The 19,570-nt window shown below is 67.0% G+C and carries 23 protein-coding genes; 8 read left to right on the plus strand and 15 right to left on the minus strand.

Annotated features, from left to right (window positions below):
* The first annotated feature begins 34 nt into the window (after positions 1-34).
* Positions 35-1,573 carry a DHA2 family efflux MFS transporter permease subunit gene (locus ACIP5Y_RS17095; RefSeq protein ID WP_400351072.1) on the plus strand — a complete coding sequence of 513 codons (1,539 nt, stop codon included), beginning with the start codon at positions 35-37 and terminating at the stop codon, positions 1,571-1,573.
* Positions 1,563-2,135, plus strand: a complete 573-nt coding sequence (locus tag ACIP5Y_RS17100) for a TetR family transcriptional regulator (RefSeq protein ID WP_400351073.1) — start codon at positions 1,563-1,565, stop codon at positions 2,133-2,135. The genes ACIP5Y_RS17095 and ACIP5Y_RS17100 overlap by 11 nt, the downstream gene beginning before the upstream one ends.
* Before the next feature lie 16 nt (positions 2,136-2,151).
* Here the strand turns inward: ACIP5Y_RS17100 and ACIP5Y_RS17105 are convergent, their stop codons facing one another.
* Complete coding sequence (locus ACIP5Y_RS17105; protein WP_400351074.1) at positions 2,152-5,622, minus strand: AfsR/SARP family transcriptional regulator; 3,471 nt, start codon at positions 5,620-5,622, stop codon at positions 2,152-2,154.
* 128 nt (positions 5,623-5,750) lie between these two features.
* Between ACIP5Y_RS17105 and ACIP5Y_RS17110 the strand changes: the two genes are divergently transcribed.
* Together ACIP5Y_RS17110 and ACIP5Y_RS17115 are read left to right on the plus strand one after the other, a co-directional pair.
* Positions 5,751-6,206, plus strand: a complete 456-nt coding sequence (locus ACIP5Y_RS17110) for an SRPBCC family protein (protein ID WP_400351075.1) — start codon at positions 5,751-5,753, stop codon at positions 6,204-6,206.
* A gap of 126 nt (positions 6,207-6,332) precedes the next feature.
* Positions 6,333-7,208 (plus strand): 1,4-dihydroxy-2-naphthoate polyprenyltransferase, encoded by an 876-nt coding sequence (locus ACIP5Y_RS17115; protein WP_400351076.1) that lies wholly within the window; start codon positions 6,333-6,335, stop codon positions 7,206-7,208.
* 11 nt (positions 7,209-7,219) lie between these two features.
* On the opposite strand, the gene ACIP5Y_RS17120 is transcribed toward ACIP5Y_RS17115, so the two are convergent.
* From ACIP5Y_RS17120 to ACIP5Y_RS17135, 4 genes are all read right to left on the minus strand, one after another.
* Positions 7,220-7,600, minus strand: a complete 381-nt coding sequence (locus tag ACIP5Y_RS17120; protein ID WP_400351077.1) for a phage holin family protein — start codon at positions 7,598-7,600, stop codon at positions 7,220-7,222.
* Between the two features lie 56 nt (positions 7,601-7,656).
* The gene (locus ACIP5Y_RS17125) at positions 7,657-8,247 is read right to left on the minus strand and encodes a Clp protease N-terminal domain-containing protein (RefSeq protein ID WP_400351078.1); all 591 of its coding nucleotides are present in this window, start codon (positions 8,245-8,247) and stop codon (positions 7,657-7,659) included.
* Positions 8,247-8,468 (minus strand): helix-turn-helix domain-containing protein, encoded by a 222-nt coding sequence (locus ACIP5Y_RS17130; RefSeq protein ID WP_033089567.1) that lies wholly within the window; start codon positions 8,466-8,468, stop codon positions 8,247-8,249. The genes ACIP5Y_RS17125 and ACIP5Y_RS17130 overlap by 1 nt, the downstream gene beginning before the upstream one ends.
* Before the next feature lie 88 nt (positions 8,469-8,556).
* Positions 8,557-8,844, minus strand: coding sequence for a hypothetical protein (locus ACIP5Y_RS17135; RefSeq protein WP_400351079.1), 288 nt, complete (start codon positions 8,842-8,844; stop codon positions 8,557-8,559).
* 141 nt (positions 8,845-8,985) lie between these two features.
* Between ACIP5Y_RS17135 and ACIP5Y_RS17140 the strand changes: the two genes are divergently transcribed.
* The gene (locus ACIP5Y_RS17140) at positions 8,986-9,870 is read left to right on the plus strand and encodes a helix-turn-helix domain-containing protein (protein WP_400351080.1); all 885 of its coding nucleotides are present in this window, start codon (positions 8,986-8,988) and stop codon (positions 9,868-9,870) included.
* Between the two features lie 37 nt (positions 9,871-9,907).
* Here ACIP5Y_RS17140 and ACIP5Y_RS17145 read toward each other — a convergent pair whose 3' ends face one another.
* Together ACIP5Y_RS17145 and ACIP5Y_RS17150 are read right to left on the minus strand one after the other, a co-directional pair.
* Positions 9,908-10,993: a PLP-dependent cysteine synthase family protein gene (locus ACIP5Y_RS17145; RefSeq protein WP_400351081.1), complete on the minus strand. Its 1,086-nt coding sequence runs from the start codon at positions 10,991-10,993 to the stop codon at positions 9,908-9,910.
* Positions 10,993-11,298, minus strand: coding sequence for a DUF4229 domain-containing protein (locus tag ACIP5Y_RS17150; RefSeq protein ID WP_400351082.1), 306 nt, complete (start codon positions 11,296-11,298; stop codon positions 10,993-10,995). The genes ACIP5Y_RS17145 and ACIP5Y_RS17150 overlap by 1 nt, the downstream gene beginning before the upstream one ends.
* A gap of 226 nt (positions 11,299-11,524) precedes the next feature.
* On the opposite strand from ACIP5Y_RS17150, the gene ACIP5Y_RS17155 reads away from it, so the two are divergent.
* Positions 11,525-11,758: a BldC family transcriptional regulator gene (locus tag ACIP5Y_RS17155; protein ID WP_397014559.1), complete on the plus strand. Its 234-nt coding sequence runs from the start codon at positions 11,525-11,527 to the stop codon at positions 11,756-11,758.
* 70 nt (positions 11,759-11,828) lie between these two features.
* Positions 11,829-12,017, plus strand: coding sequence for a hypothetical protein (locus tag ACIP5Y_RS17160; protein ID WP_400351083.1), 189 nt, complete (start codon positions 11,829-11,831; stop codon positions 12,015-12,017).
* Positions 12,018-12,138: 121 nt separating this feature from the next.
* Here the strand turns inward: ACIP5Y_RS17160 and ACIP5Y_RS17165 are convergent, their stop codons facing one another.
* From ACIP5Y_RS17165 to ACIP5Y_RS17175, 3 genes are all read right to left on the minus strand, one after another.
* Positions 12,139-12,714, minus strand: coding sequence for a TetR/AcrR family transcriptional regulator (locus tag ACIP5Y_RS17165; protein ID WP_400351084.1), 576 nt, complete (start codon positions 12,712-12,714; stop codon positions 12,139-12,141).
* 215 nt (positions 12,715-12,929) lie between these two features.
* Positions 12,930-13,340, minus strand: coding sequence for a hypothetical protein (locus tag ACIP5Y_RS17170; protein ID WP_400351085.1), 411 nt, complete (start codon positions 13,338-13,340; stop codon positions 12,930-12,932).
* 77 nt (positions 13,341-13,417) lie between these two features.
* The gene (locus ACIP5Y_RS17175) at positions 13,418-13,798 is read right to left on the minus strand and encodes a YybH family protein (protein ID WP_400351086.1); all 381 of its coding nucleotides are present in this window, start codon (positions 13,796-13,798) and stop codon (positions 13,418-13,420) included.
* A 163-nt stretch (positions 13,799-13,961) separates the two neighbouring features.
* Between ACIP5Y_RS17175 and ACIP5Y_RS17180 the strand changes: the two genes are divergently transcribed.
* Positions 13,962-14,669 carry a PadR family transcriptional regulator gene (locus ACIP5Y_RS17180; RefSeq protein ID WP_400351087.1) on the plus strand — a complete coding sequence of 236 codons (708 nt, stop codon included), beginning with the start codon at positions 13,962-13,964 and terminating at the stop codon, positions 14,667-14,669.
* A 15-nt stretch (positions 14,670-14,684) separates the two neighbouring features.
* Here ACIP5Y_RS17180 and ACIP5Y_RS17185 read toward each other — a convergent pair whose 3' ends face one another.
* The 5 genes from ACIP5Y_RS17185 to ACIP5Y_RS17205 all read right to left on the minus strand — a co-directional run bounded on the left by ACIP5Y_RS17185 (position 14,685) and on the right by ACIP5Y_RS17205 (position 19,548).
* Positions 14,685-15,197: a hypothetical protein gene (locus ACIP5Y_RS17185; protein ID WP_400351088.1), complete on the minus strand. Its 513-nt coding sequence runs from the start codon at positions 15,195-15,197 to the stop codon at positions 14,685-14,687.
* A 162-nt stretch (positions 15,198-15,359) separates the two neighbouring features.
* Entirely contained in the window at positions 15,360-16,034 is a 675-nt protein-coding gene (locus ACIP5Y_RS17190; protein ID WP_400351089.1) for an alpha/beta fold hydrolase, read from the minus strand.
* Positions 16,035-16,101: 67 nt separating this feature from the next.
* Positions 16,102-17,091 (minus strand): c-type cytochrome biogenesis protein CcsB, encoded by a 990-nt coding sequence (gene ccsB, locus ACIP5Y_RS17195; RefSeq protein WP_400351090.1) that lies wholly within the window; start codon positions 17,089-17,091, stop codon positions 16,102-16,104.
* Entirely contained in the window at positions 17,091-18,719 is a 1,629-nt protein-coding gene (locus ACIP5Y_RS17200) for a cytochrome c biogenesis protein ResB (RefSeq protein WP_400351091.1), read from the minus strand. Before ACIP5Y_RS17200 ends, ccsB begins: the two co-directional genes overlap by 1 nt.
* 1 nt (position 18,720) lies before the next feature.
* On the minus strand, positions 18,721-19,548 hold the full coding sequence (locus tag ACIP5Y_RS17205; protein WP_400351092.1) for a cytochrome c biogenesis CcdA family protein: 828 nt from the start codon (positions 19,546-19,548) through the stop codon (positions 18,721-18,723).
* Positions 19,549-19,570: the final 22 nt, after the last annotated feature.

Genomic DNA, 19,570 nt, shown 5'->3' on the forward strand with positions numbered 1-19,570 from the left:
AAGTCAGGTCGAAACCGATTCTTGGGGGAATCCCGTGACCCAGACTTCACACACCACAACACCATCGAGCACCTCGCCGCGCGAGTGGCTCGCGCTCCTCGCGCTGGCCCTGGCCATGCTCACGGTCGGCCTCGATATGACGGTCCTGAACGTCGCACTGCCCACCCTCGCCGAGGATCTGCACGCGAATACCGCGACCCTGCAATGGTTCACGGCGGCCTACACCCTGGCCCTGTCGGCGGTGATGCTGCCGGCCGGCGCCCTCGGCGACCGCTTCGGCCGGACCAAGTTCCTGGTCGGCGCGCTGCTCCTGTTCGGCGCGGCCTCCGCCGTGTGCGCCTCGGCGGGCTCATCGGCCGAACTGATCGCCGCACGCGTGGTACTCGGTTGTGCGGCAGCGGTATTGACAGCACTGTCGTTCTCCGTGATCCCCGTGATGTTCCCGCCGGAAGCGCGCGGCCGCGCCACCACCGTCTTCGCCACCGCCACCGGGCTCGGCATGCCCTTGGGCCCGATCGTGGGTGGCTGGCTGCTGCAGCATTTCTGGTGGGGTTCGGTGTTCTGGATCAATGTGCCCGTGACCATCCTCGGCGCGGCGGCGGTCGGTTTCCTGGTGCCGGAGTCGCGCAGCGAGACCTTCCGCACCATCGATCTCCCGGGCGTCGCATTGTCCGCCATCGGATTGGTCGGTCTCACTTACGGATTCATCAGAGCGGGCAGCGAGGGCTGGCGGGACGGGGCGGTGTGGGCGACCATCGCCGTCGCGGTGGTCATGCTGGGCGCCTTCCTGACGTGGCAGCGGGCGGCCCGGCATCCACTGATCGATCTCGGACTGTTCCGCAATGCCGAATTCCGCTGGGGCGTCATCTATTCGGTGATCACCGCGTTCGCCATGTTCGGTATGTTCTTCACGGTTCCGCAGTACTTCCAGGCAGTGCTGGGTGTCGGCACGCTGGGTAGCGGCCTGCGGTTGCTGCCGATGATCGCGGGCATGATGGCCGGGGTGCGGGTGGTCGACCGGATTTCCGAGCGACTGGGCACGCAGCGGGTATTGCTCATCGGATTCGGGCTGCTGGCAATCGGTCTCGGGCTCGGCGCCATGACGTCCGTGAGCAGCGGTTATCCGTACGCGGCCGGCTGGCTGGGCATTATGGGCGCCGGCGTCGGGTTCGCCATGCCGACGGCCATGAAGCTGTCGATCGGTGCGCTCGGCAAGGAACGCGCCGGGTCGGGTTCGGCGCTCATGTCGACCTTGCGCCAGGCGGCGGGCACCATCGGCGTGGCGATTCTCGGCACCCTCGTCGCCACCCGCTATGCCGCGAATCTCGGTGCGCTGGACCGTTCCCCGATCCGCGACAGCGTGACCGCCGGTGTGGCCGTCGCCGAGCAGCAGCACGACCCGGTCATGCTCGAACAGGTGCGGTCCGCGTTCGTGAGCGGCATGCAGGTCATGTTGTGGGTGAGTGCCGCGATCAGCGCGGCGGCGGTGCTGCTGGCCCTGGTCACCACCCGCCGGCCGAGCGCGCCGGAACCCGGGCCGCGGCACGCGGCAGAATCGGTGCATGGCCGCTGAACTCACGCAGGGACTCCGGGAGCGGAAGAAGGCGAGCACCCGCCGGAAGATCCGGACCGAGGCGTTCCGGCTCTTCCGGAAGCAGGGGTACGCCGAGACGACCGTGGATCAGATCGCGGCCGCGGCGAAGGTCTCGTCGCGCACCTTCTTCCGCTACTTCCAGAACAAGGAGCAGGTCGTGCTCGACGACGATCTGGATCCGCTGCTGGTGCGCATGGTCGTCATGCAGCCGGCGGGGCTCTCGGTGACGGCCGCCTTCCGCGCGGCCGCCGAGCAGTTGGCGCTGGATCCGCCCGAGGAGCAGTTCGAGGCGGATCGCCTGCGGCTGCTGTACACCGAACCGGAACTGCGGGGCGGGGCCATGACCGAACTGCGCCGCAATATCGATCTGCTGTCGCAGGTCATCGCGCAGCGCAGCGACCGCGAACCGAGTGACCGGCAGGTGCGCATGTTCGCGGGCGCCTGCGTGGGCGCGCTGCTGAGCGTGACCGACGAGCTGCCGGACGAATTGGATTACGCCCTGCAGGTACTCGACTTCTTCGATGCGGGCATGCCGTTGTGAACGGCGCTCCCGGCCGTCAGCCGGCGTTGCCCAGGACGCGCAGCAGTTCCAGGATCCGCTCGGCCGAGGCCCGGCGGCTCAATCCGGCGACGGCATCGAGGGCGGCGGTGACGCGGTCGTCGCCGTAGGTGTGGCGGTGCAGTTCGAGGTGGCGGCGCCACTGCATGACCGGATAGTCCTGGCGACCGAACACTTTCGGGGCGAGCACGAGGAGTTCCAGGCCGATGTCCGCGTCGCCGCCGGTGCCGAGGAGCTGGGTGCCGACGGCGCAGGAAACGGCGCCGAGCTGCGGCAGGTCCCGGAACTGGCTGAGCTTCTGTACCCCGAGTTCGATCAATTCGGCTGCGGTCTGCGACATTTCGCCGGCCCGGCCGTGCAGGGCATAGGCGTCGACGACGGCGGCGCCGAGCATCAGATCCCCGGGGCCGGGGATGCTGACACTGTGCGGCCAGTTGAGCAGCGGCAGTGCGAGCCGGTAGCGGCGGAGGGCCGTGTCGATATCGCCCTCGACCAGTTCGATTTCCGCCATGCCGGCGGCCACCGCCGCGAGCCGCTGATTGGGCTGGACCACCGGCGCGTCGAGCGACAGGCCGGTGCCCAGATGCCCCAGCGCGGCTTCCAGTTCGAGACGCGCGGCGTCGATTTCACCGAGTCCGGTCAGCGAGACGGCGAGGAAACTGCGGATCTCGACGGTTTCGTCCCAGGCGCGTAGTTCCTGCAGCAGGGTGGCGGATCGCCGGTAGTAGGACACGGATTCCGCGTAGCGCGCGGACTGGCCGTGCATGCTGCCCAGGTGCTGGCAGACCATGGAGGTGGCCCACACGTCCTCTTCGATGCCCGTCCGCAGGGCCGCCTCGCCGTCCCGGATCGAGCCCCAGACCTCACCATTGTTCTCGCGCACATTGGCACGCAGGATCAGCGCGGCGAGCCGGACCGCCGTGTGCTCCGAGCGAGTTCCGGCACTGAGTTTGCGGGCGAACTGCACCGTGGTGCGGGCCTCGGCCGCCAATCCGCCGAGGAAGCTGGTGACGGGACTCAACGGTGTGCTGTGCAGGATGCGCCGGATCCGGGCGCGGACCGTGGCGACCTCCCGGAGCGGGCTGTCCGCGAACAGCATGTGCATGCCCAGCAGCAGCTGACCGAGCATCTGCAGGTCGGCTTCGTCGATATCCGCGCAGTCGACGCGCGGCGGCACCGCGACGACGCGCCGCGTCCAGCCCACCAGTTCGGCGTGCGCGCCACGCATGGCCCACAATCCGCCGAGCACCGGGTAGACGACGTGGACGATGACGGCATCGTGCCGGTCCAGGGCGTAGCGCAGCACGGCGGCGAGATTCTCGGCCTCGGCGCCCACCGACAGCACCGCCGCGATCTGTTCCGGGCTCTGGTACCGGTGCATAGCGCCGAGCACGAAGTCCTTGGCCCACTGCGACATTCGGGTCATGACCAGATCGGCTTCGCCGGTGCGGGTCAGCTGTTCCTCACCGAATTCCCGGACCGTCTCCAGCATGCGGTAGCGAACGCCGCCGGTGTCGTCGTCGGGGAGAACGGTCAGCAGGGATTGGGTCACCAGTCCGTCGACAGCCATTGCGGCATAGAGGATTTCGGGTCCGTCGAGTACCGCCTCGGCGGCCGCCAGGGTGAATCCGGCCGGGAACCGGCACAATCGGCGCAACGCCACGCGCTGCTGCTCGTCGAGCAGGTTCCAGCTCCATTCGATGACCGCGTGCAGGGTGCGATGCCGCTGCGGCGAGCTGCGATCCCCGGTGCGCAGCAAGGCGAATCGATGGTCGAGCCGGGATTCGATCTCCTCGACGCTCATGGTGCGCACCCGCGCCGCGGCCAGTTCGATGGCCAGCGGCAGCCCGTCGAGGGTGCCGCACAGCCGGGCGACCACGTCCGGATCGAGCCGCACCGAGGGCCGTACCGCGCGGGCGCGCGCGGCGAACAGTTCGGTGGCGGGCGAACCGGCCGCGTCGATGGTCAACGGCGGTAGCGGATACACGGTTTCGGCCGTGATCTCCAAGGGCGCGCGGCTGGTGGTGAGGATGGTCAGCTGTTCGGTCAGTCCGACCAGATCGGCCACCACCTCGGCGACCGGTTCGATGAGGTGCTCGCAATTGTCGAGGATGAGCAGCATCGGGCGCACCGACAGCGCCTCCCGCACCCGCTGCCGGAAGTCCCGGCCCCAGGCCGGCCGCAGCACACTCGACTCGCGTCCGACATCACCCACACCGAGCGTCGCGCCGATGGTCGCCTCGATCTCGGCGCGGGTGTCCGCGATGCCACCGGGATCCGCACGCAGCGAAGCCAATTCGATCAGCGCGACCGACTTCTCGTGCGCCACCCGCGCCCCGAGTTCGTTGGCGACGCGGGTCTTCCCGGTGCCGCCCGGCCCGAGCACCGTGGTGACGCGGGAATTCCGCACCAGTTGTTCCAGGGCGTCGAGGTCGGCGGCCCGGCCGAGCAACGGATTCGGCGCCACCCGCAGGCCGATGGCCGCCGACGGTTCGGGGATCGCCCCGCGCCTGTCCCCGAAATGCTGTGCGGCCGCAGGTATCTGCGCGGCCCGGCGCTGCCCCCACTGCGGGGAGTTCCCGGACCGGCCGTCGATGTCGATGGCGCTGTCGATGGAATTGTCTTGTCCGACACGGGAATCGGAGTGGCGAGCGGTGGTCGCGGGAAGTGCTTCGCCGCGCAGGATCGCGGAGTTCAAAGCGACGAGCGTGGGGCCGGGATCGGCGCCCAGTTCCTCGACCAGCCGGGTACGCAGCGTGGCGAAAACATCCAGGGCCTCGCTGGTGCGCCCCGCGCCGGCCAGCAGCCGCATGAGTGCGGCGTGCGCGGATTCGTCGAGGGGTGCGGCCGTGACGAGGCCGCGGGCCAGGTCGATCGCGCCGGGCAGGTCGCCGGAGGCTTCGCGGGCGGAGAGTTCGAGCAGGTCCAGGGCCGCCTGCCGGGCGGCGGCGAGGGCGGCCAGTTCCTCGGCAACCGAGCCGGGCGGCAGATCGGCGCCGGGTTCCCCGCGCCAGAGTGCGCGCGCGGCGGCCACCAGGTGCAGGCAGGTGCTGTCGTCGTGGGCGGTGAAGGCTTGGCGCGCCCGCTTTTCCAGGTCCTGCACGAGGGTCAGGTCGACCTGGTCGGGGGCGAGGACGAGGCGGTAGCCGGCGGGCCCGATCTCCAACGCCCCCTCCGGCAGCGCGGAACGCAGACGCGAGACCTGCGTGTGCAATGCGTTCATGGGTGAGCGCGGCGGGTCGGCGCCCCACACATCATCGATGAGGGCCTGCGCGCTGCGGCTGCGGCCCGGATGGGCGGCGAGGGCGGCGACCAGCAGCCGGGATCGGGCGCCGGGGACGGGGACGAGCGCGCTGCCGGGGGTGCGCCGGAGCGCGACCTCACCCAGCAGGGCCACCAGGACCGAGTCGCTCGCGGTGGCGGGCCGGGCGCCGCCGACGCTGCTCGAACTGCCCGTTGTCGATTTCATTCCCCGCCAATCGTAGGTGAGCGACGCTGTCGTCGCCGGTTTCGCAGGTTCCGGTAGTACCCCATCCCGGGGGCGCGGCGGTACCGGTTTTCCGCTGTACAACGGCCATGGTCGCCTAGGCTCATGCCATGGCCGAATTCGACATTCACCGGGAAACGGTCATCAAGGCCGACCCCGTACAGGTTCAGGCGCTCATCGACGACTTCCATCAGTGGCGCAAATGGTCGCCGTGGGAAGACCTGGACCCGTCCATGGAACGCGTGTACAGCGGCGCCGATCGCGGCATCGGCGCCCGCTATTTCTGGAGCGGCAACCGCAAGGCCGGACGCGGCGATATGGAGATCACCGGCGCCACCTCCGACGAGATCGGTATCCGCCTGCATTTCGAGAAGCCGTGGAAGGCCACCAACCAGGTCAGTTTCGAGCTCACCCCGCAGGGCGACACCACCGCCGTCACGTGGCGGATGACCGGGCAGCAGTCCGGGGCGATGGCGATCATCGGCAAGCTGTTCCCGATGGAACGGGTGGTGGGCAAGGACTTCGAGAAGGGTCTCGCGCAGTTGAAGGCCGCCGCCGAATCCTGAGGGCGAGGCGGCCGCGTCCCGGGCGAACCGGGCAGCGTCCCCGAAGCGCAGGGCTGCGCCCCCGACATACCGGCCCCCGACATACAGGGAAGCGCACTCCTCGGCCCGCGCATTAGGCTGCCGTACATGGCTACAGCAGCACAGTGGATCGAGGGCGCTCGGCCGCGCACTCTGCCGAATGCGATCGCCCCGGTGTTGGCGGGGACGGGGGCCGCCGCCTCGATCGACGGCTTCGTGTGGTGGAAAGCGGTACTGTGCCTGCTGCTTTCGCTGGCACTGATCATCGGCGTGAATTTCGCCAACGACTATTCCGACGGTATCCGCGGCACCGATGACGAGCGGGTCGGCCCGCTGCGGCTGGTCGGTTCCAAGGTCGCCTCGCCCACGGCGGTGCGCACGGCCGCGGTCACCAGCCTGGGGATCGGCGCGGTCATCGGCCTGGTGCTGGTGTTCACCAGCGCGTGGTGGCTGATTCTGGTGGGCGCGGCCTGCCTGGCGGGCGCCTGGTTCTACACCGGTGGCCGGAATCCGTACGGCTACAGCGGTTTCGGTGAGATCGCGGTGTTCGTGTTCTTCGGTCTGGTGGCGGTGCTGGGCACCGAGTTCGTGCAGGCGGGCCGCGTGGAGTGGGCCGGGCTGGTGTGCGCGATCGCCGTCGGTTCGTTCTCGAGCGCGGTGCTGGTCACCAATAATCTGCGCGATATCCCGACCGATACCGAATCGGGCAAGCTGACCCTGGCGGTGCGGCTGGGCGACCCGCGCACCCGCACACTGCATCTGGCCCTCATCCTGGTTCCGTACGTGGTGATCGCCCTGCTGGTGTGGCGTTCGCCGTGGACGCTGGCCGCGCTGGTGACACTGCCGCTGGCGATCAAGGCCAATGAGCCGGTGCGGACCGGCAAGAACGGGCCGGGATTGATTCCCGCCCTTGCCGGTACCGGTAAGGCGATGCTCGCGTGGTCGGTGATCGTCGCCGTCGCGCTGGCGGCCGTGCAGATCTGACCGGGGGCCGTTTACTCCCGGTCCGGGACCAGGATGCCCAGCACCCAGTTCACCAGCGAGATGATGATGCCGCCGAGCACGGCGGCCCAGAATCCGTCGACGTGCAGCTGGTAGCTGGTGGTCTCGGTGATCTTCGAGGTCAGCCACAGCATGAGCGCGTTGACCACCAGCAGGAACAGTCCCAGCGTGAGGATCACCAGCGGTAGTGACAGCAGTTTCACGATGGGCTTCACCAGCGCGTTCACGATCGTGAAGATCACGGCCACGATGGCGATCACGAGCAGCTTGTCGGAGGTGGTGTTGTCGGGTCCGTGGATGGTTATCCCCTTCACCCACTCCGAGGCCAGCCAGATGGCCACACCGTTGATCAGCAGGCGTATCAGGAGCGTCATGCCGCCATCGTAGGGCGAGTGATCGCAGCGAGCCGGACATAACGCCCCCGGGGATGTCAGGCTGCGCGATCGAGCAGCTCCGAGGTGGCAGCGCGTAGCCGGGCGATCGCCGCGTCGTCGCCGAGCAGGCGGCGGGTGACGTCATTGGGGGCGCGCAGGATCGCGAGCAGCATGTGCCCGGCCTCGATGCCGCGGTCACCCCGGTTCAGCGCCTCGCGCAGCGAGAGTTCGATGGACTTCTTGGTGTCCTTGGCGAACGGGATGTGTCCCCAGGCCATGCCGCCACGGTCGCGGAAGCGGCCGCGCAGCTTCGGGGTGTCGGCGGGCAGGGCGCGGTCCAGGGCGTCCTCGCCGAAGGTCGCTTCGAGGCTTTCGCGCACGGCGTCGAGGTCGATTCCGATGGAGCGCAGCGCTTCCGCGTCCTCCGCGCCGAGGGGTTCGCTGGTTGCTTTGCGGGCCAGGGCTTCTCGCACCTGGGCGGCGGTGAGGCCGTGTGCCGCCAGCACTTCGCGCAATTGCTCGTCGGGGCAGGCCAGCAGCCCGAGCAGCAGGTGCTCGACCTCGATGTTGTCGGAGCGCAGTTCGCGCGCCTCCTCCTGCGAGACGACGACGGCGTACCTGGCCGCTTTGGAGAATCGTTCGAACATCAGCGGATACCGCCCTTCCGGTTGTACTTCTGGTGGACCGCCTGCCGGCTGACCTCGAGTGCGTCGGCGATGGCCTGCCAGGACCAGCCCTGTTTGCGGGCATTGGTGACCTGGATGGCCTCGAGACGCTCGAGCAGCCGACGCAGTGCGAGCACCGCGCGGAGCCCGACCTGTGGGTCGGGGCTGCCGGCGGCGGCCGCCAGAGTCGTTGCTTCACTCATGAGTGTCAATTTACGTTGACGCTCACGGCGCGTCAACAAAAATTGACACGTCCGGAAGGGTGTTCGTCCAGAGCGAACGAAAAAGGTTTCAGCCCAAGGCCGTGAACGGCGCGTACTCGCGCACGTGACCCTCGGTCCAGTCCCATACGGTGTCCGGATCGACCGCGACACCGGCCTGCAGGCGCAGCCGCCAGCCACGCTCTTCCTTCTCCCAGACATCGCCGTCGCGATCCCGGTACAAGCCGAAAGCCGCAGGCTCCCAAGCGTTGACGATCCCGCTCGGTTCGGTGCGATCGCTCGCCGGCCGGGTGGACGAGATCACCCAGGGGCCGACTGTGACATTGACTTCCACGACCGACCGCGGTTGCTGCCCCAACTTCACTCCTGATTTGTTGTTGTTTCAAACTATTGGAGCAGAAGGGATTACCGCCCGGCCAACTCCGTACGCGCCGTGCCGGTATCGCCCGGCAACCGTGTGAGTACCAGACAGCAATACAAGTAAGGTCACCCTGACGCAATGCATGGAGTACCCACGTTCGGCGAGTACGTTCGCCGACGCCGCACGGCGGCCAATCTGACCCGACCACAGCTCGCCTGGCTCGCCAATCTCTCCGTACCGTATCTGACCAAGATCGAGAGCGGCGCCAACCCGTCCCGGCGGGTCCTCGAATCCCTCTGCACCGCACTGGAACTGCAGCCCGCCGAATTCGAGTATGCGCTCATCCTCGCGGAGGGACCGCTGCCGCGGGCCGAACCCGACCACCCCACCCCGGCCGATCTCGAATACCTGACACTGCTCGAGCCGAAGGTCGGCGCCTTCATCTCCGGCGCCCTGGACATCCTGGCGGTGAACCACGCACACGAAGAGGCGTTCCCGCAACTGGATCCGGGCCGCAACTATCTCGAATGGCTGTTTCTGAATCCGATCGCCCGCACCGTCCTGGTGGACTGGCCCGGTGAATCCCAGCAGGCGGTGAGCTGGTTCCGGCTGCTGATGGCGCGCAGCGGCGACGAGGGACGGGTGCGGGAGATTCTGGAACAGGTGCTGACCAATCCGGACTTCGCGCTCATGTGGCGCGGCGATGCCGTGTCCAATGAGCGTTTCGACCGGTCGAAGCTGGTGCGGGATCCGAAAACGCTGGCCATCAGCGAGTTGCGGATGAACATGTGGCGCACATCGTCGAGCCTGCGGTCGTGGATGCTGGTGCTCGGCGCGCGGGTCGATCAGCCCACCGCGATCACGCGTCCGGTGGTCCGGGAACGGCCCGCCACGTCAAGGGTCATTAACGATTCGGGCGCGTCCGAGCCACCGACCGATCGGTATGAAAAGCGCAGTTCAGGACCCGGAGCGACTCTCACGCAACCACTTCAGCAAATCAACAGCAATCTCCGGAATGAGTGAGCTTTACTTCTCACCGAGCCGCGGTGCCGTGCGCAAACTAGCCGGACCAATGACCGGTGGCGATGAATTCCGCGATCACCGCGGCCGGTTCCGCCAGGCCCAGCCCCTGACGGGCAACCCAGTCGTCGTCGAAATAGGTTCCGGCATAACGGTCTCCACCATCGCAGAGCAGCGTCACCACGCTCCCCGCGCGTCCCGCCGCCAGCAGGTCCGCGATCAATCCGAACGCGCCCCACAGATTCGTCCCGGTGGAACCACCCACCCGCCGGCCCAGCGCCGCACTCGCGATCCGCGTGGCCGCCACCGACCCCGCATCCGGCACCGCGATCATGGTGTCCACCACCTCGGGCAGGAACGACGGCTCCACCCGCGGCCGCCCGATGCCCTCGATCCGTGACGGCATACCGGTCTGATACCCCAGGTCATCGAGCTCGTAGCCGCCGTAGAAGGCCGAATTCTCCGGATCCACCACCGCCAGCCGGGTGGCGTGCCGCCGGTAGCGGATATAGCGGCCGATGGTCGCGCTGGTCCCGCCGGTGCCCGCACCCACCACGATCCACTCCGGAATCGGATGCGCCTCCAGAGTCATCTGCTGAAAGATGGATTCGGCGATGTTGTTGTTGCCACGCCAGTCGGTGGCACGTTCGGCATTGGTGAACTGGTCCATGTAGTGGCCGCCGGATTCGGCCGCCAAACGCGCTGCCTCCGTATAGATGTCCGGCGCCTTGTCCACCAGATGGCAGCGGCCGCCCTGCGCCTCGATGAGCGCGAGCTTCTCCGGGGAAGTCTTGGCGGGCACCACGGCCACGAAGTCCAGGCCCAGCAGTTTCGCGAAATACGCCTCGCTGATGGCGGTGGAGCCGGAGGAGGCTTCCACCACGGTGGTGCCCTCGCGCACCCAGCCGTTGCAGATGGCGTAGAGGAACAGCGATTTCGCCAGCCGGTGCTTGAGACTGCCGGTGATGTGGGTGGATTCGTCCTTCAGATAGAGCTGGACGTTCCAGTGCGCGGGCAGTGGATAACGCAGCAGATGGGTGTCGGCGCTGCGTTGCGTATCGGCGTCGATGAGCCGGACGGCGTCATCGACCCAGTCCCGCGGTGCGGGGCGATCGCAGCGCTTCATTACTCCTTGCCCTGCAGGCGCGACATCAGCGCCTCGCGGTCCTTGCGGCGCTTCTCGTCCACCGCGGCAATGTCCTTGTTGACCTGTGTCCGAAGCTTTTTGAACAGCAGCAGGGACAGCGGCATCGCGATGAGCAGGGCGAACAGCAGGGCCACGACGAGCGGGATGGCGACCTTCACGATGGCCGCGACGCCCAGGATGATCCCGGCGATGACGGCGACCATGCCCAGCCGGGCCGCCGTATAGAGGGCCAGGTGGCGGGCCAGGCTGCGGCCCGCGCTCCGCGGTCGGGTTGCGTCACTCACGTCGACCAGCGTAGGGGACGGCATTCGGGGCATTCTCGTCGGCCTCGGCGGAAATGTCGCTGGACGTTCGCTGGAGATGGCGCAAAAGTGACAGAAAACACAGTACGGATATCCGTTTTGTCTATTACTTCCCCTTTACCAAATAGAGACCGTTCGAACACCAGGGGGGTGCAGTGCAACGATGTCGCTACTGATGAGGGATCTGTCGAAACGGAAAGGTTTGCGAATGACTGCGTTCACCGCGGCGAGCCGCGTAATGGGTTCCGTCAACGGCCAGGACACCCTGCTCACCCCCGGCCAGGTGGCAGCCCTGTTCCATGTCGATCCGAAAACCGTGACCCGGTGGGCACACGCTGGTCGGCTCGGCTCCCTGCGGACGCCGGGCGGTCACCGCCGGTTCCGCGAATCCGAAGTCATGCAATTGCTGAAGTCCCTCACTACCGAGGCGACGCGCGTGTAACCCCCATTTCCTGTTCCTCGGTGCCGCGGGTACGAAACCGAACTACCCTCGAAGTCAGGAGGTGAGCGACGTGACGTACCTGTTGGCACTCATCGCGGTCGTGGCCATCGCGATGCTGTGCTGGAAGGCCTTCGGACCAGAGCGACCGGTTGGTACCGGCTCGGCACCCGCCCGGCGCAAACGCATCATCGGTCCCGAGGACGATCCGGATTTCCTGCAGCAGCTCTCCCGAGAGCATCGCGACGGCGAATCCACCTGAATCACCCGAAGCTCGCCAAATTCCAAGGCAGATGTGACCGTCCCCCGAGGACCCCGGCCGGGTTCGCGGGGGACGAGTCGTATCGGTAGCTGGGCGTTCCTATTCGGACACCGGAACCGCCCTATTCGGACAGCGCCGACACCCCTCGCACCAGCGGCAGAAAAATATCGTCGACGATCTCCGTGATCACGGATTCCGATACCTCGTCGTCGATGAGCATCTCGTGCCGCATCAAGTCCGCCGGCAACCGGATCATGCGCGGGGTCAGCCGGTTCAGGTCCAGCTCGCCGCGCTCCGCGGCCTTGCGCAGGATGGATTCCAGCGCGCTGCCCATGATCTCGAACCGATCCGGGCCGAGGTCCGCGATTTCCGCGAGCAGACCGCGCACGGTATCGAGTCCGACCTCCCGCCGCACCGCGAAACCGCGGTGCAGCAACATGATCACGTCGGTGCGCAGGTCGCCGGTATCCGGGACCGAGGTCTCGACACTGCCGACGCGCCGGCGCACGGCCGCGATCACCAGGGCCGCCCGGTTGGGCCAGCGGCGGTAGAGCACCTGTTTACCGGTGCTCGCGCGGGCGGCCACGCCTTCCATGGTGAGGCGCTGATAGCCGACCTCCCGCAGCTCCGCCCAAGCGGCCTCGAGCAGGCTCTCCTCCAGTTCGGCTCCGCGCCGGCGCACCGGGGAACCCGCCATAGAATCTCCTCGAAACTAGAGACGAAGCGTCTCTGACCGTGGCGTGTTTGCGACTGTTTCCTTAGAGACTATACGTCTCTTACTTTGATCGAGGCCCCTCACGACCACCGCCGCACCCACCGGCACCTCGCCGCCCCCGACCGGGCCGCCCCTTTTCATCCCCCGCAAGAAGAATCAGCCGGCCGCGATCGCGGTCGGCTGATCCGAAACGGTCTCTAGTTGATGGTGAACACCCATGAGCCGTTGCAACCCCAGGCGGAGTCGTTCAGGTTGGAGTCGTAGCTCCAGCTGCCGGTCGGGCCGTTGATGTTCCAGTCACCGCTGGTGGTGATGATCGCCTTGTTCTGATAAGTCAAAATGGTGTTGGCCCAAGGGCTTACTTTCCAATTGGTCCCCGCGAACGACGGATTGTTCACGGTGATCGAGACCGTCGACGGCGTGTTGTTCACGATCACCAGGCACGCGTTCGGCTCCGGATCGGCGTGCGCGCTCGCGGCGAAGACCACAGGCGCCGCGGCGGCGGCGATTGCGAGCCCGATTCCTGCAGCGAAAAGCTTCATGACGTTTCCCCTATGCCCCACTTTCCAAGTGGTGCGGATTTCGTTGGGCGGGTGGGGCTTTTCCATCCCGCCCACATAGAGTCACCCACTCACCTTGTAAGACCCTGACGAAATCCTTGCCGCGGAAACCGGCGGCGCATCGCTCAGATCGTGCCGAGCGGATTGAGAACCGCGAACCGCCACTCGTCCGCCCCGACCCGCCGCGCCACGTTCGCGGTGGTACCGGTAGGTGACACCCGCACCCCGTCCGGCCCGTCGATTTCCATTGTCCAATCGGTAACCAGCAGTGCGGTATCCGCGCCGATCAGGGTGTGCCGCCGCACATTGTCGAGCCGGGCGCCCGCAGCGACGGTCCCGCTGATCTCCCGATGCAGCGCGGCCCGCCCACTGATCACGGCTCCCGCGGTCGTGCGCATCGCGGCATCCGGCGCGAACAGCGCCAGTACTCCTTCCACATCGCCCGCGTTCAACCGCTCCTCGAAGACGACGGGCAGCTGAGCGGGGTCGGTGATCCGAGTGTCCATAACAGTGTTTCCTTCCATGAATGACGCCCTCCATAGTCTTCGCCGGCCGGTAGCTCCGGCGAGGTGCAAAGCGGACCCGGCCTGGTCAGAAGTGGACAACCCGTTCCCTCGCAACAGGTGGCGACATATCGTCATCATGTCGGTAAAAACAGGGAGGTCGACAATGAACTTCGACGGAATGCCCGGCGCAGGCGCCCCGGGCGGATTCGGTTTCCAACCCTTCGGCACGAACGGCCCCACGGGCGCCGGCGGCTTCCCGCCGCCAGGTTTTCCCCGCACCGTCGTCCCCCCGGCGGGAGGTTTCCCGCCCGCGGGCTTCCCCCCGGGCGGCGACCCCGCCGCGGGCATGCCCGTAACAGGTTTTCCCCCAACAGGATTCGGCCGGCCACCACGCCGCGGTAAGAGCGTCCGCCGCGGTGACGTCCGCACCGCCATCCTGATCCTGCTCTACGAACAGCCGCTGCACGGCTATCAGATCATGCAGCAGATAGAAGCCCGCAGCGCCGGAATATGGCGCCCCAGTAGCGGATCCGTCTACCCCACCCTCCAACAATTGGAGGACGAGGGACTGGTCCTGGTCGCCGAACAGGACGGCAAGAAGGTCTACGAACTCACCCGGCCCGGCAAGGACCTGGTGGAGCAGAAGGCCGAGGAATTCTCTTCCCTCTGGGACTCGGTCACCAGCGGGGCCGACGATGCCCTCATGGAAGTCAACGCCATGATTCAACAGGTGGTCATGGCCGCCACCCAAGTAACTCAAATCGGCTCGGATCGCCAGGTGGACAACGCAACCCGCATCCTCGCCGAAACCCGCAGACGCCTCTACAGCCTCCTCGCCGAGGGCGACACCCCCGGCGAGGAAGACGAATAACCCACGGCCCGAAGATCAGGGCAGGACCTGCGGAACGACATCCGGGGCGACCGCGCCGACGATCAAGCCGACGAGGGCGCCCTGGAACGCGGGGCCGAGGATGCAGAGCGGGATCAGCGGAATGCCCACAATGGTGACACCGCAGACGACCGCACCGAATACGGCGCCGACAATCGCACCCGCGGCCGCACCATTACCCAGCGGATCATGGTTGGCGGCATTGGGATTCGTGGCAATGTCCTGCGCGCCGGTAGCGGCTGCCGGCTGCGGAGCCGCCGGAGCGGCGGGCTCGGCCGGAGACGCCGCAGTCTCGGCCACCGCGGCCGCCTGAGCGACCGGCGCGACCTGCGGAGCCGCGGCCGGCTGAGCCGCCGGGACGGCTGCCGCAGCCGCGACCGCCTGAACCACGGGAACAGTCTCCGGCGCTGTGGCGGAAGCGGTTCCACCGCTCGCGAAGGTAGCGGCAACGGCCAGCGGCAGTGCCGCGATGAGAGCCTTACGACCGAAATTCACAACAGTACGACGCATGATTTTCCTGTTCTCCCGACCCCCGCATAGCGCGCCTAACTCGGTTGGCGCGCACAAAGTTTCATGTCGCGAATTTGCAACATCGACAACGTAGCGGAATCGGTGCGCCGAAATCTACTGAGATAACGGCCAATTCATTGAATTACCTATTCGATGACCGATTCAGTGCCCGAGTAGATAGTCGACGACCCCGCCCGGATTCGACAAGGAAACCAGGTGACCGCCGGGCACGATATCGGCCTCGACCCCGAGCCGCTCACGAGCAATCCGTTGCTGCAGAGCAACCGGAAAGAATCGATCATCGGCACCGGTCAGCACATGGATCGGCGCCTGCGGCCAGCCGCCGAAAGGACACGGATCGCCGAAGATCCGATCGGATTCGGCGCGTTGATACGGCTCGCCCTCGAGCGCGATCTCCGGCGGGACATCGTGGAGAAAGTATGTCTCCATGTCGAATTCGCGACTGTACCCATTGGCATCGGCGGCCGCGTTCCGCGCCTCGCTCGATCCCACGTTCCCCCACCACTGCCCCGCCGTCTCACCGGGCGCGGGAATCATCGCATTCACGAACACCAACGCCGACGGCGTGATCCGCTCACACACCGGTCCCGCGGTGAACCCCCCGAGCGACTGCGCCACGATCACATCGCCGTCCATCGCCTGCCCGAGCACGATATCCCGATATTCCGCGAGTCCGGCCGCCTCGTCGTCACCGGGCAGATCGACCGGGATCGCGTGCTGCCCCGCATCGATCAGCCCGGCCGCCACCCGGCTCCAATACCAGCCCACGCCACCGGCACCCGGGATCAGAACAAACCTGCGCGATTCGATGGTCATACCGGAGCAGACGATGCGCGCACGCCGAATTCATCGCGGCGTGCGCCGATGCACGGGTGGGCAGGGCCTAGTTGAGCCCCGCGTAGGAGTGCAGACCGCTCACCACGATATTGATGATGAAGAGGTTGAACAGCATTGCGACGAAGCCGGCGATATTGATCCAGGCGGCCTTGGTGTCACGCCAGCCGGAGGTGGCGCGAGCGTGCAGGTAGGCGGCGTAGAGGACCCAGGCGATGAAGGAGCAGGTTTCCTTCGGGTCCCAGCCCCAGAAGCGGCCCCAGGCGGATTCGGCCCAGATGGCGCCGAGGATGACGCCGGTGCCGAAGATGGGGAAGCCGATGACCGTGGTGCGGTAGGCGAGGCGGTCCAGGGTCTGGGCGTCGGGGAGCATGGCGGCGACGCGGCCGAAGACATTGTCGGACTCGTGGCCCGCGGGCTGCCAGAGGCGGTAGAGGAACATGACGCTCGCTACGCCCGAGACCAGGAAGACACCGGAGCCGATGGACACCACGGTCACGTGGATGGGCAGCCAGTAGGACTTCAGGGCCGGGACGACCGGCGCCGCATCCACATGCAGTTTGGTGCCGGCCAGGAACAGCAGGATCAGCACCGGGGCGAGCAGGAACGCCCACATGCCGCGGTAACGCACATCGCGCAGCAGCACCAGGCCGAGCAGCACGGCGGCGGCGGTCGCCATGCTGATGAACTCGAACATATTGCCGAGCGGGAAGCGGTGGGTTGCGAAGCCGCGCAAGACGATCGACAGCCCGTGCGAGGCGAACGCCACGAACAGCACCGCGAAGGCCATATTGCCGAGGCGTTCGGAGAACGGGCGCTGCGGGCGGCCGGTGTCGACCACCTTGCCGATGAGCTGCGGTGCCGCCGGGGGCGGCGTGTCGCTGCCGCCGCCGACCGTCACGAGTTCCCGTGCGGCGGTGGGCACCTTGCGGGTGATGGCGAACTGCCACACCAGCATGACCCAGACCAGCGCGTACACCACGATGGCCGATTTGAAGGCGAGATCGCTGTAGGACGCGAGGTTCTCGTCGATCGGCATTACTTCTCTCCCGGTTTCTCGGACAGCAGCCGTTCACGGAGCCGGTCGAACTCGCCGCCCCAACCCGCCTGGTCGGTACGGGCCAGTCCGCCCATTTCTACTACGGTACGTCGTTTTCCATCGGATTCCGCATCGGGGTACACCCGGATCCAGATGCGCCGCCGCTTCACGAGCAGCGACACCAGCAGGCCCGCCATCATGGTCAGCGCGCTCACCAGCACCCACTGCTGCGCTGGATCATGCGACACCTGCAGATTCACGAACTCCTCGGCGCCATCGAAGGTGACCTTGGTGCCGTCCGCCAGCGTCGACGTCTCCCCCGGCTTCAGGTTGACCCGCTGCTGCTTCGTCAAGCGGCCTTGCCTGATCATCTCCTGATCCAGCGCGAACAACGACTGCGCCCGGCCCGTATCCAGACCCGTATCACCCTGGTAGATGTCCACCGCCACCATCGGATCCGTCATCTTCGGAAACGACGAGGTCAGCAAGGAACCGTGCAGGAACGCCGTCGGCGCGAACAGGCCCTCGATGGCGATCTGATGCTTCCGCCGCTCATCCTCGTTCGGATACATGCCGCCCGGCGGATCGATGCGCAGCACACCCGAGGACAGGAAGGTGGTGCCGTCGTCCGGCTTCCACTGGATCGCCTCGGTCCGCGTCTGACCGTTCGGGAAGGTCACCGTGAACTTGGGCGCGAAACCGTGCCCCTGCAGGTAAACCCGGTCACCCGCGACCCGCAGCGGATGATTCACCTGAATCTCGGTGTCCCGCCAGGTACCCGCAGCCAGATCCTTACCGGACTGGTACTGGATATCCGAAGTGAACATCTCGGCCTGACCGTTGGACAGGTAATCGGCCTTGAAGTTCTTGACCCGCACGCACAATGGCGTCAAACCGGTGCCGTCATTGACATTGCCCGCCTTGAACGAGTCGAACACCGCCGGCGACGTCGTGCAGAAACCCGGGCCGTCATCCGCGAGCACCACGACATTGCCCTCGTACCCGAACAACTTGCCGGCCGCCACCGCCATCAGCAAACCCACCAGCGCCAAATGGAAAACCAGATTGCCGGCCTCGCGCGTGTAGCCCTTCTCCGCCGAAAGAGTCAGTTCCCCTTCGCGCGAACCCGGTTGCACGATGGTGCGCCAGCCGCGCATCTGCGTGCGCGCGCGCTCGATCACCTGTTCCGGCGTCGCGGCGTCACTGCCCGAATAGTGGTGCGGCAGCCGGGAAAGATTGCGCGGCGCCTTCACCGGCGGCGTACGCAATGCCTTGTAGTGGTCGAGCACGCGCGGCAGGATGCAGCCCACCAGCGAAATGAACAGCAGCACATAGACGGCGGTGAACCAGAAACTGGAGAACACGTCGAACAGCTGCAACCGATCCATCCACGGCCCCAAAGTGGGCCGCTTCGCGATGTAATCGGTGACCTTGCCCGCGTTCAGGCTGCGCTGCGGCAACAACGCACCCGGAATCGCGGCCAAGGCCAGCAGGAACAACAGCATCAGCGCGGTGCGCATACTGGTGAGCCCGCGCCAGGTATTGCGCAGAACGGCGATCACGCGCCGCAACGGCGACTGCCGCGGCGGACGGACAGGGGCGCTGGGTGTTTCGATAGTGGCAGTCATGTCAGATCGGAAGTGTCACGTTGGAGACGAAGGCATCGCGGACCCAGGACACGAACTGGTCCCACGCGCCTGTAACGAGGGCAATACCGACAGCAACCAGCAAAATGCCTCCGATCACCTGAATGGTGCGGGAATTGCGGCGCAGCCAGCCGACACCCCGCAATGCGGAGGCCGAACCGAACGCCAGGATCACGAAGGGCAGACCCAAACCCAGGCAGTACGCCACGATCAACGCGACACCGCGCACCGCGGTGGTGCCCTGCGTACCCGCCGACACCGCCATCACACCCGACAGGGTCGGGCCCAGGCACGGCGTCCAGCCGAGCGCGAACACCGCACCCAGCAGCGGCGCGCCGAGCACACCGCCGAGCCGGCGCGGCTCCATGCGAGTGTCGCGCTGCAACGCCGGAATGAGGCCGATGAACGCCAGCCCCATCACAATGGTGACGACCCCGCCGATCCGTTGCAGCAGATCACGATTGACGTTCAGCACCTGGATCGCGCCGAACACGGTCGCCGACGCCAGCACGAACACCACGGTGAAACCGGCCACGAACAGGCCCGCCGCCCCCGCCACCCGCAGGCGGCTCGAATTACGCTGGGCCGTCGCGGATTTCGCGCGTTGCTCCAGCGTGACGGGCGGCGCTTCCGCACCCACCACACCGGCCAGATACGACAGATAGCCCGGCACCAGCGGCACCACGCACGGCGACGCGAACGACACCAGCCCCGCCAGCATGCACGCGCCCAGCGCGAGCAGCAGCGGGCCGGTGGCGGCCGTCTGCTGGAACGAATCCCCCACGCTCGCAAGCACGGTCACATCGCTCATCGCGCGGCCTCCCGCGCCGGCT

The sequence above is a fragment of the Nocardia sp. NPDC088792 genome (genome assembly GCF_044750615.1).
GTDB lineage: Bacteria > Actinomycetota > Actinomycetes > Mycobacteriales > Mycobacteriaceae > Nocardia.

Coding starts and splice junctions, on each gene's coding strand:
- ACIP5Y_RS17100 (WP_400351073.1), top strand. CDS start 1,563: ATGGCCGCTGAACTCACGCAGGGACTCCGGGAGCGGAAGAAGGCGAGC.
- ACIP5Y_RS17105 (WP_400351074.1), bottom strand. CDS start 5,622: ATGAAATCGACAACGGGCAGTTCGAGCAGCGTCGGCGGCGCCCGGCCC.
- ACIP5Y_RS17110 (WP_400351075.1), top strand. CDS start 5,751: ATGGCCGAATTCGACATTCACCGGGAAACGGTCATCAAGGCCGACCCC.
- ACIP5Y_RS17115 (WP_400351076.1), top strand. CDS start 6,333: ATGGCTACAGCAGCACAGTGGATCGAGGGCGCTCGGCCGCGCACTCTG.
- ACIP5Y_RS17120 (WP_400351077.1), bottom strand. CDS start 7,600: ATGACGCTCCTGATACGCCTGCTGATCAACGGTGTGGCCATCTGGCTG.
- ACIP5Y_RS17125 (WP_400351078.1), bottom strand. CDS start 8,247: ATGTTCGAACGATTCTCCAAAGCGGCCAGGTACGCCGTCGTCGTCTCG.
- ACIP5Y_RS17130 (WP_033089567.1), bottom strand. CDS start 8,468: ATGAGTGAAGCAACGACTCTGGCGGCCGCCGCCGGCAGCCCCGACCCA.
- ACIP5Y_RS17140 (WP_400351080.1), top strand. CDS start 8,986: ATGCATGGAGTACCCACGTTCGGCGAGTACGTTCGCCGACGCCGCACG.
- ACIP5Y_RS17145 (WP_400351081.1), bottom strand. CDS start 10,993: ATGAAGCGCTGCGATCGCCCCGCACCGCGGGACTGGGTCGATGACGCC.
- ACIP5Y_RS17155 (WP_397014559.1), top strand. CDS start 11,525: ATGACTGCGTTCACCGCGGCGAGCCGCGTAATGGGTTCCGTCAACGGC.
- ACIP5Y_RS17165 (WP_400351084.1), bottom strand. CDS start 12,714: ATGGCGGGTTCCCCGGTGCGCCGGCGCGGAGCCGAACTGGAGGAGAGC.
- ACIP5Y_RS17170 (WP_400351085.1), bottom strand. CDS start 13,340: ATGGAAAAGCCCCACCCGCCCAACGAAATCCGCACCACTTGGAAAGTG.
- ACIP5Y_RS17175 (WP_400351086.1), bottom strand. CDS start 13,798: ATGGACACTCGGATCACCGACCCCGCTCAGCTGCCCGTCGTCTTCGAG.
- ACIP5Y_RS17180 (WP_400351087.1), top strand. CDS start 13,962: ATGAACTTCGACGGAATGCCCGGCGCAGGCGCCCCGGGCGGATTCGGT.
- ACIP5Y_RS17185 (WP_400351088.1), bottom strand. CDS start 15,197: ATGCGTCGTACTGTTGTGAATTTCGGTCGTAAGGCTCTCATCGCGGCA.
- ACIP5Y_RS17190 (WP_400351089.1), bottom strand. CDS start 16,034: ATGACCATCGAATCGCGCAGGTTTGTTCTGATCCCGGGTGCCGGTGGC.
- ccsB (WP_400351090.1), bottom strand. CDS start 17,091: ATGCCGATCGACGAGAACCTCGCGTCCTACAGCGATCTCGCCTTCAAA.
- ACIP5Y_RS17200 (WP_400351091.1), bottom strand. CDS start 18,719: ATGACTGCCACTATCGAAACACCCAGCGCCCCTGTCCGTCCGCCGCGG.
- ACIP5Y_RS17205 (WP_400351092.1), bottom strand. CDS start 19,548: ATGAGCGATGTGACCGTGCTTGCGAGCGTGGGGGATTCGTTCCAGCAG.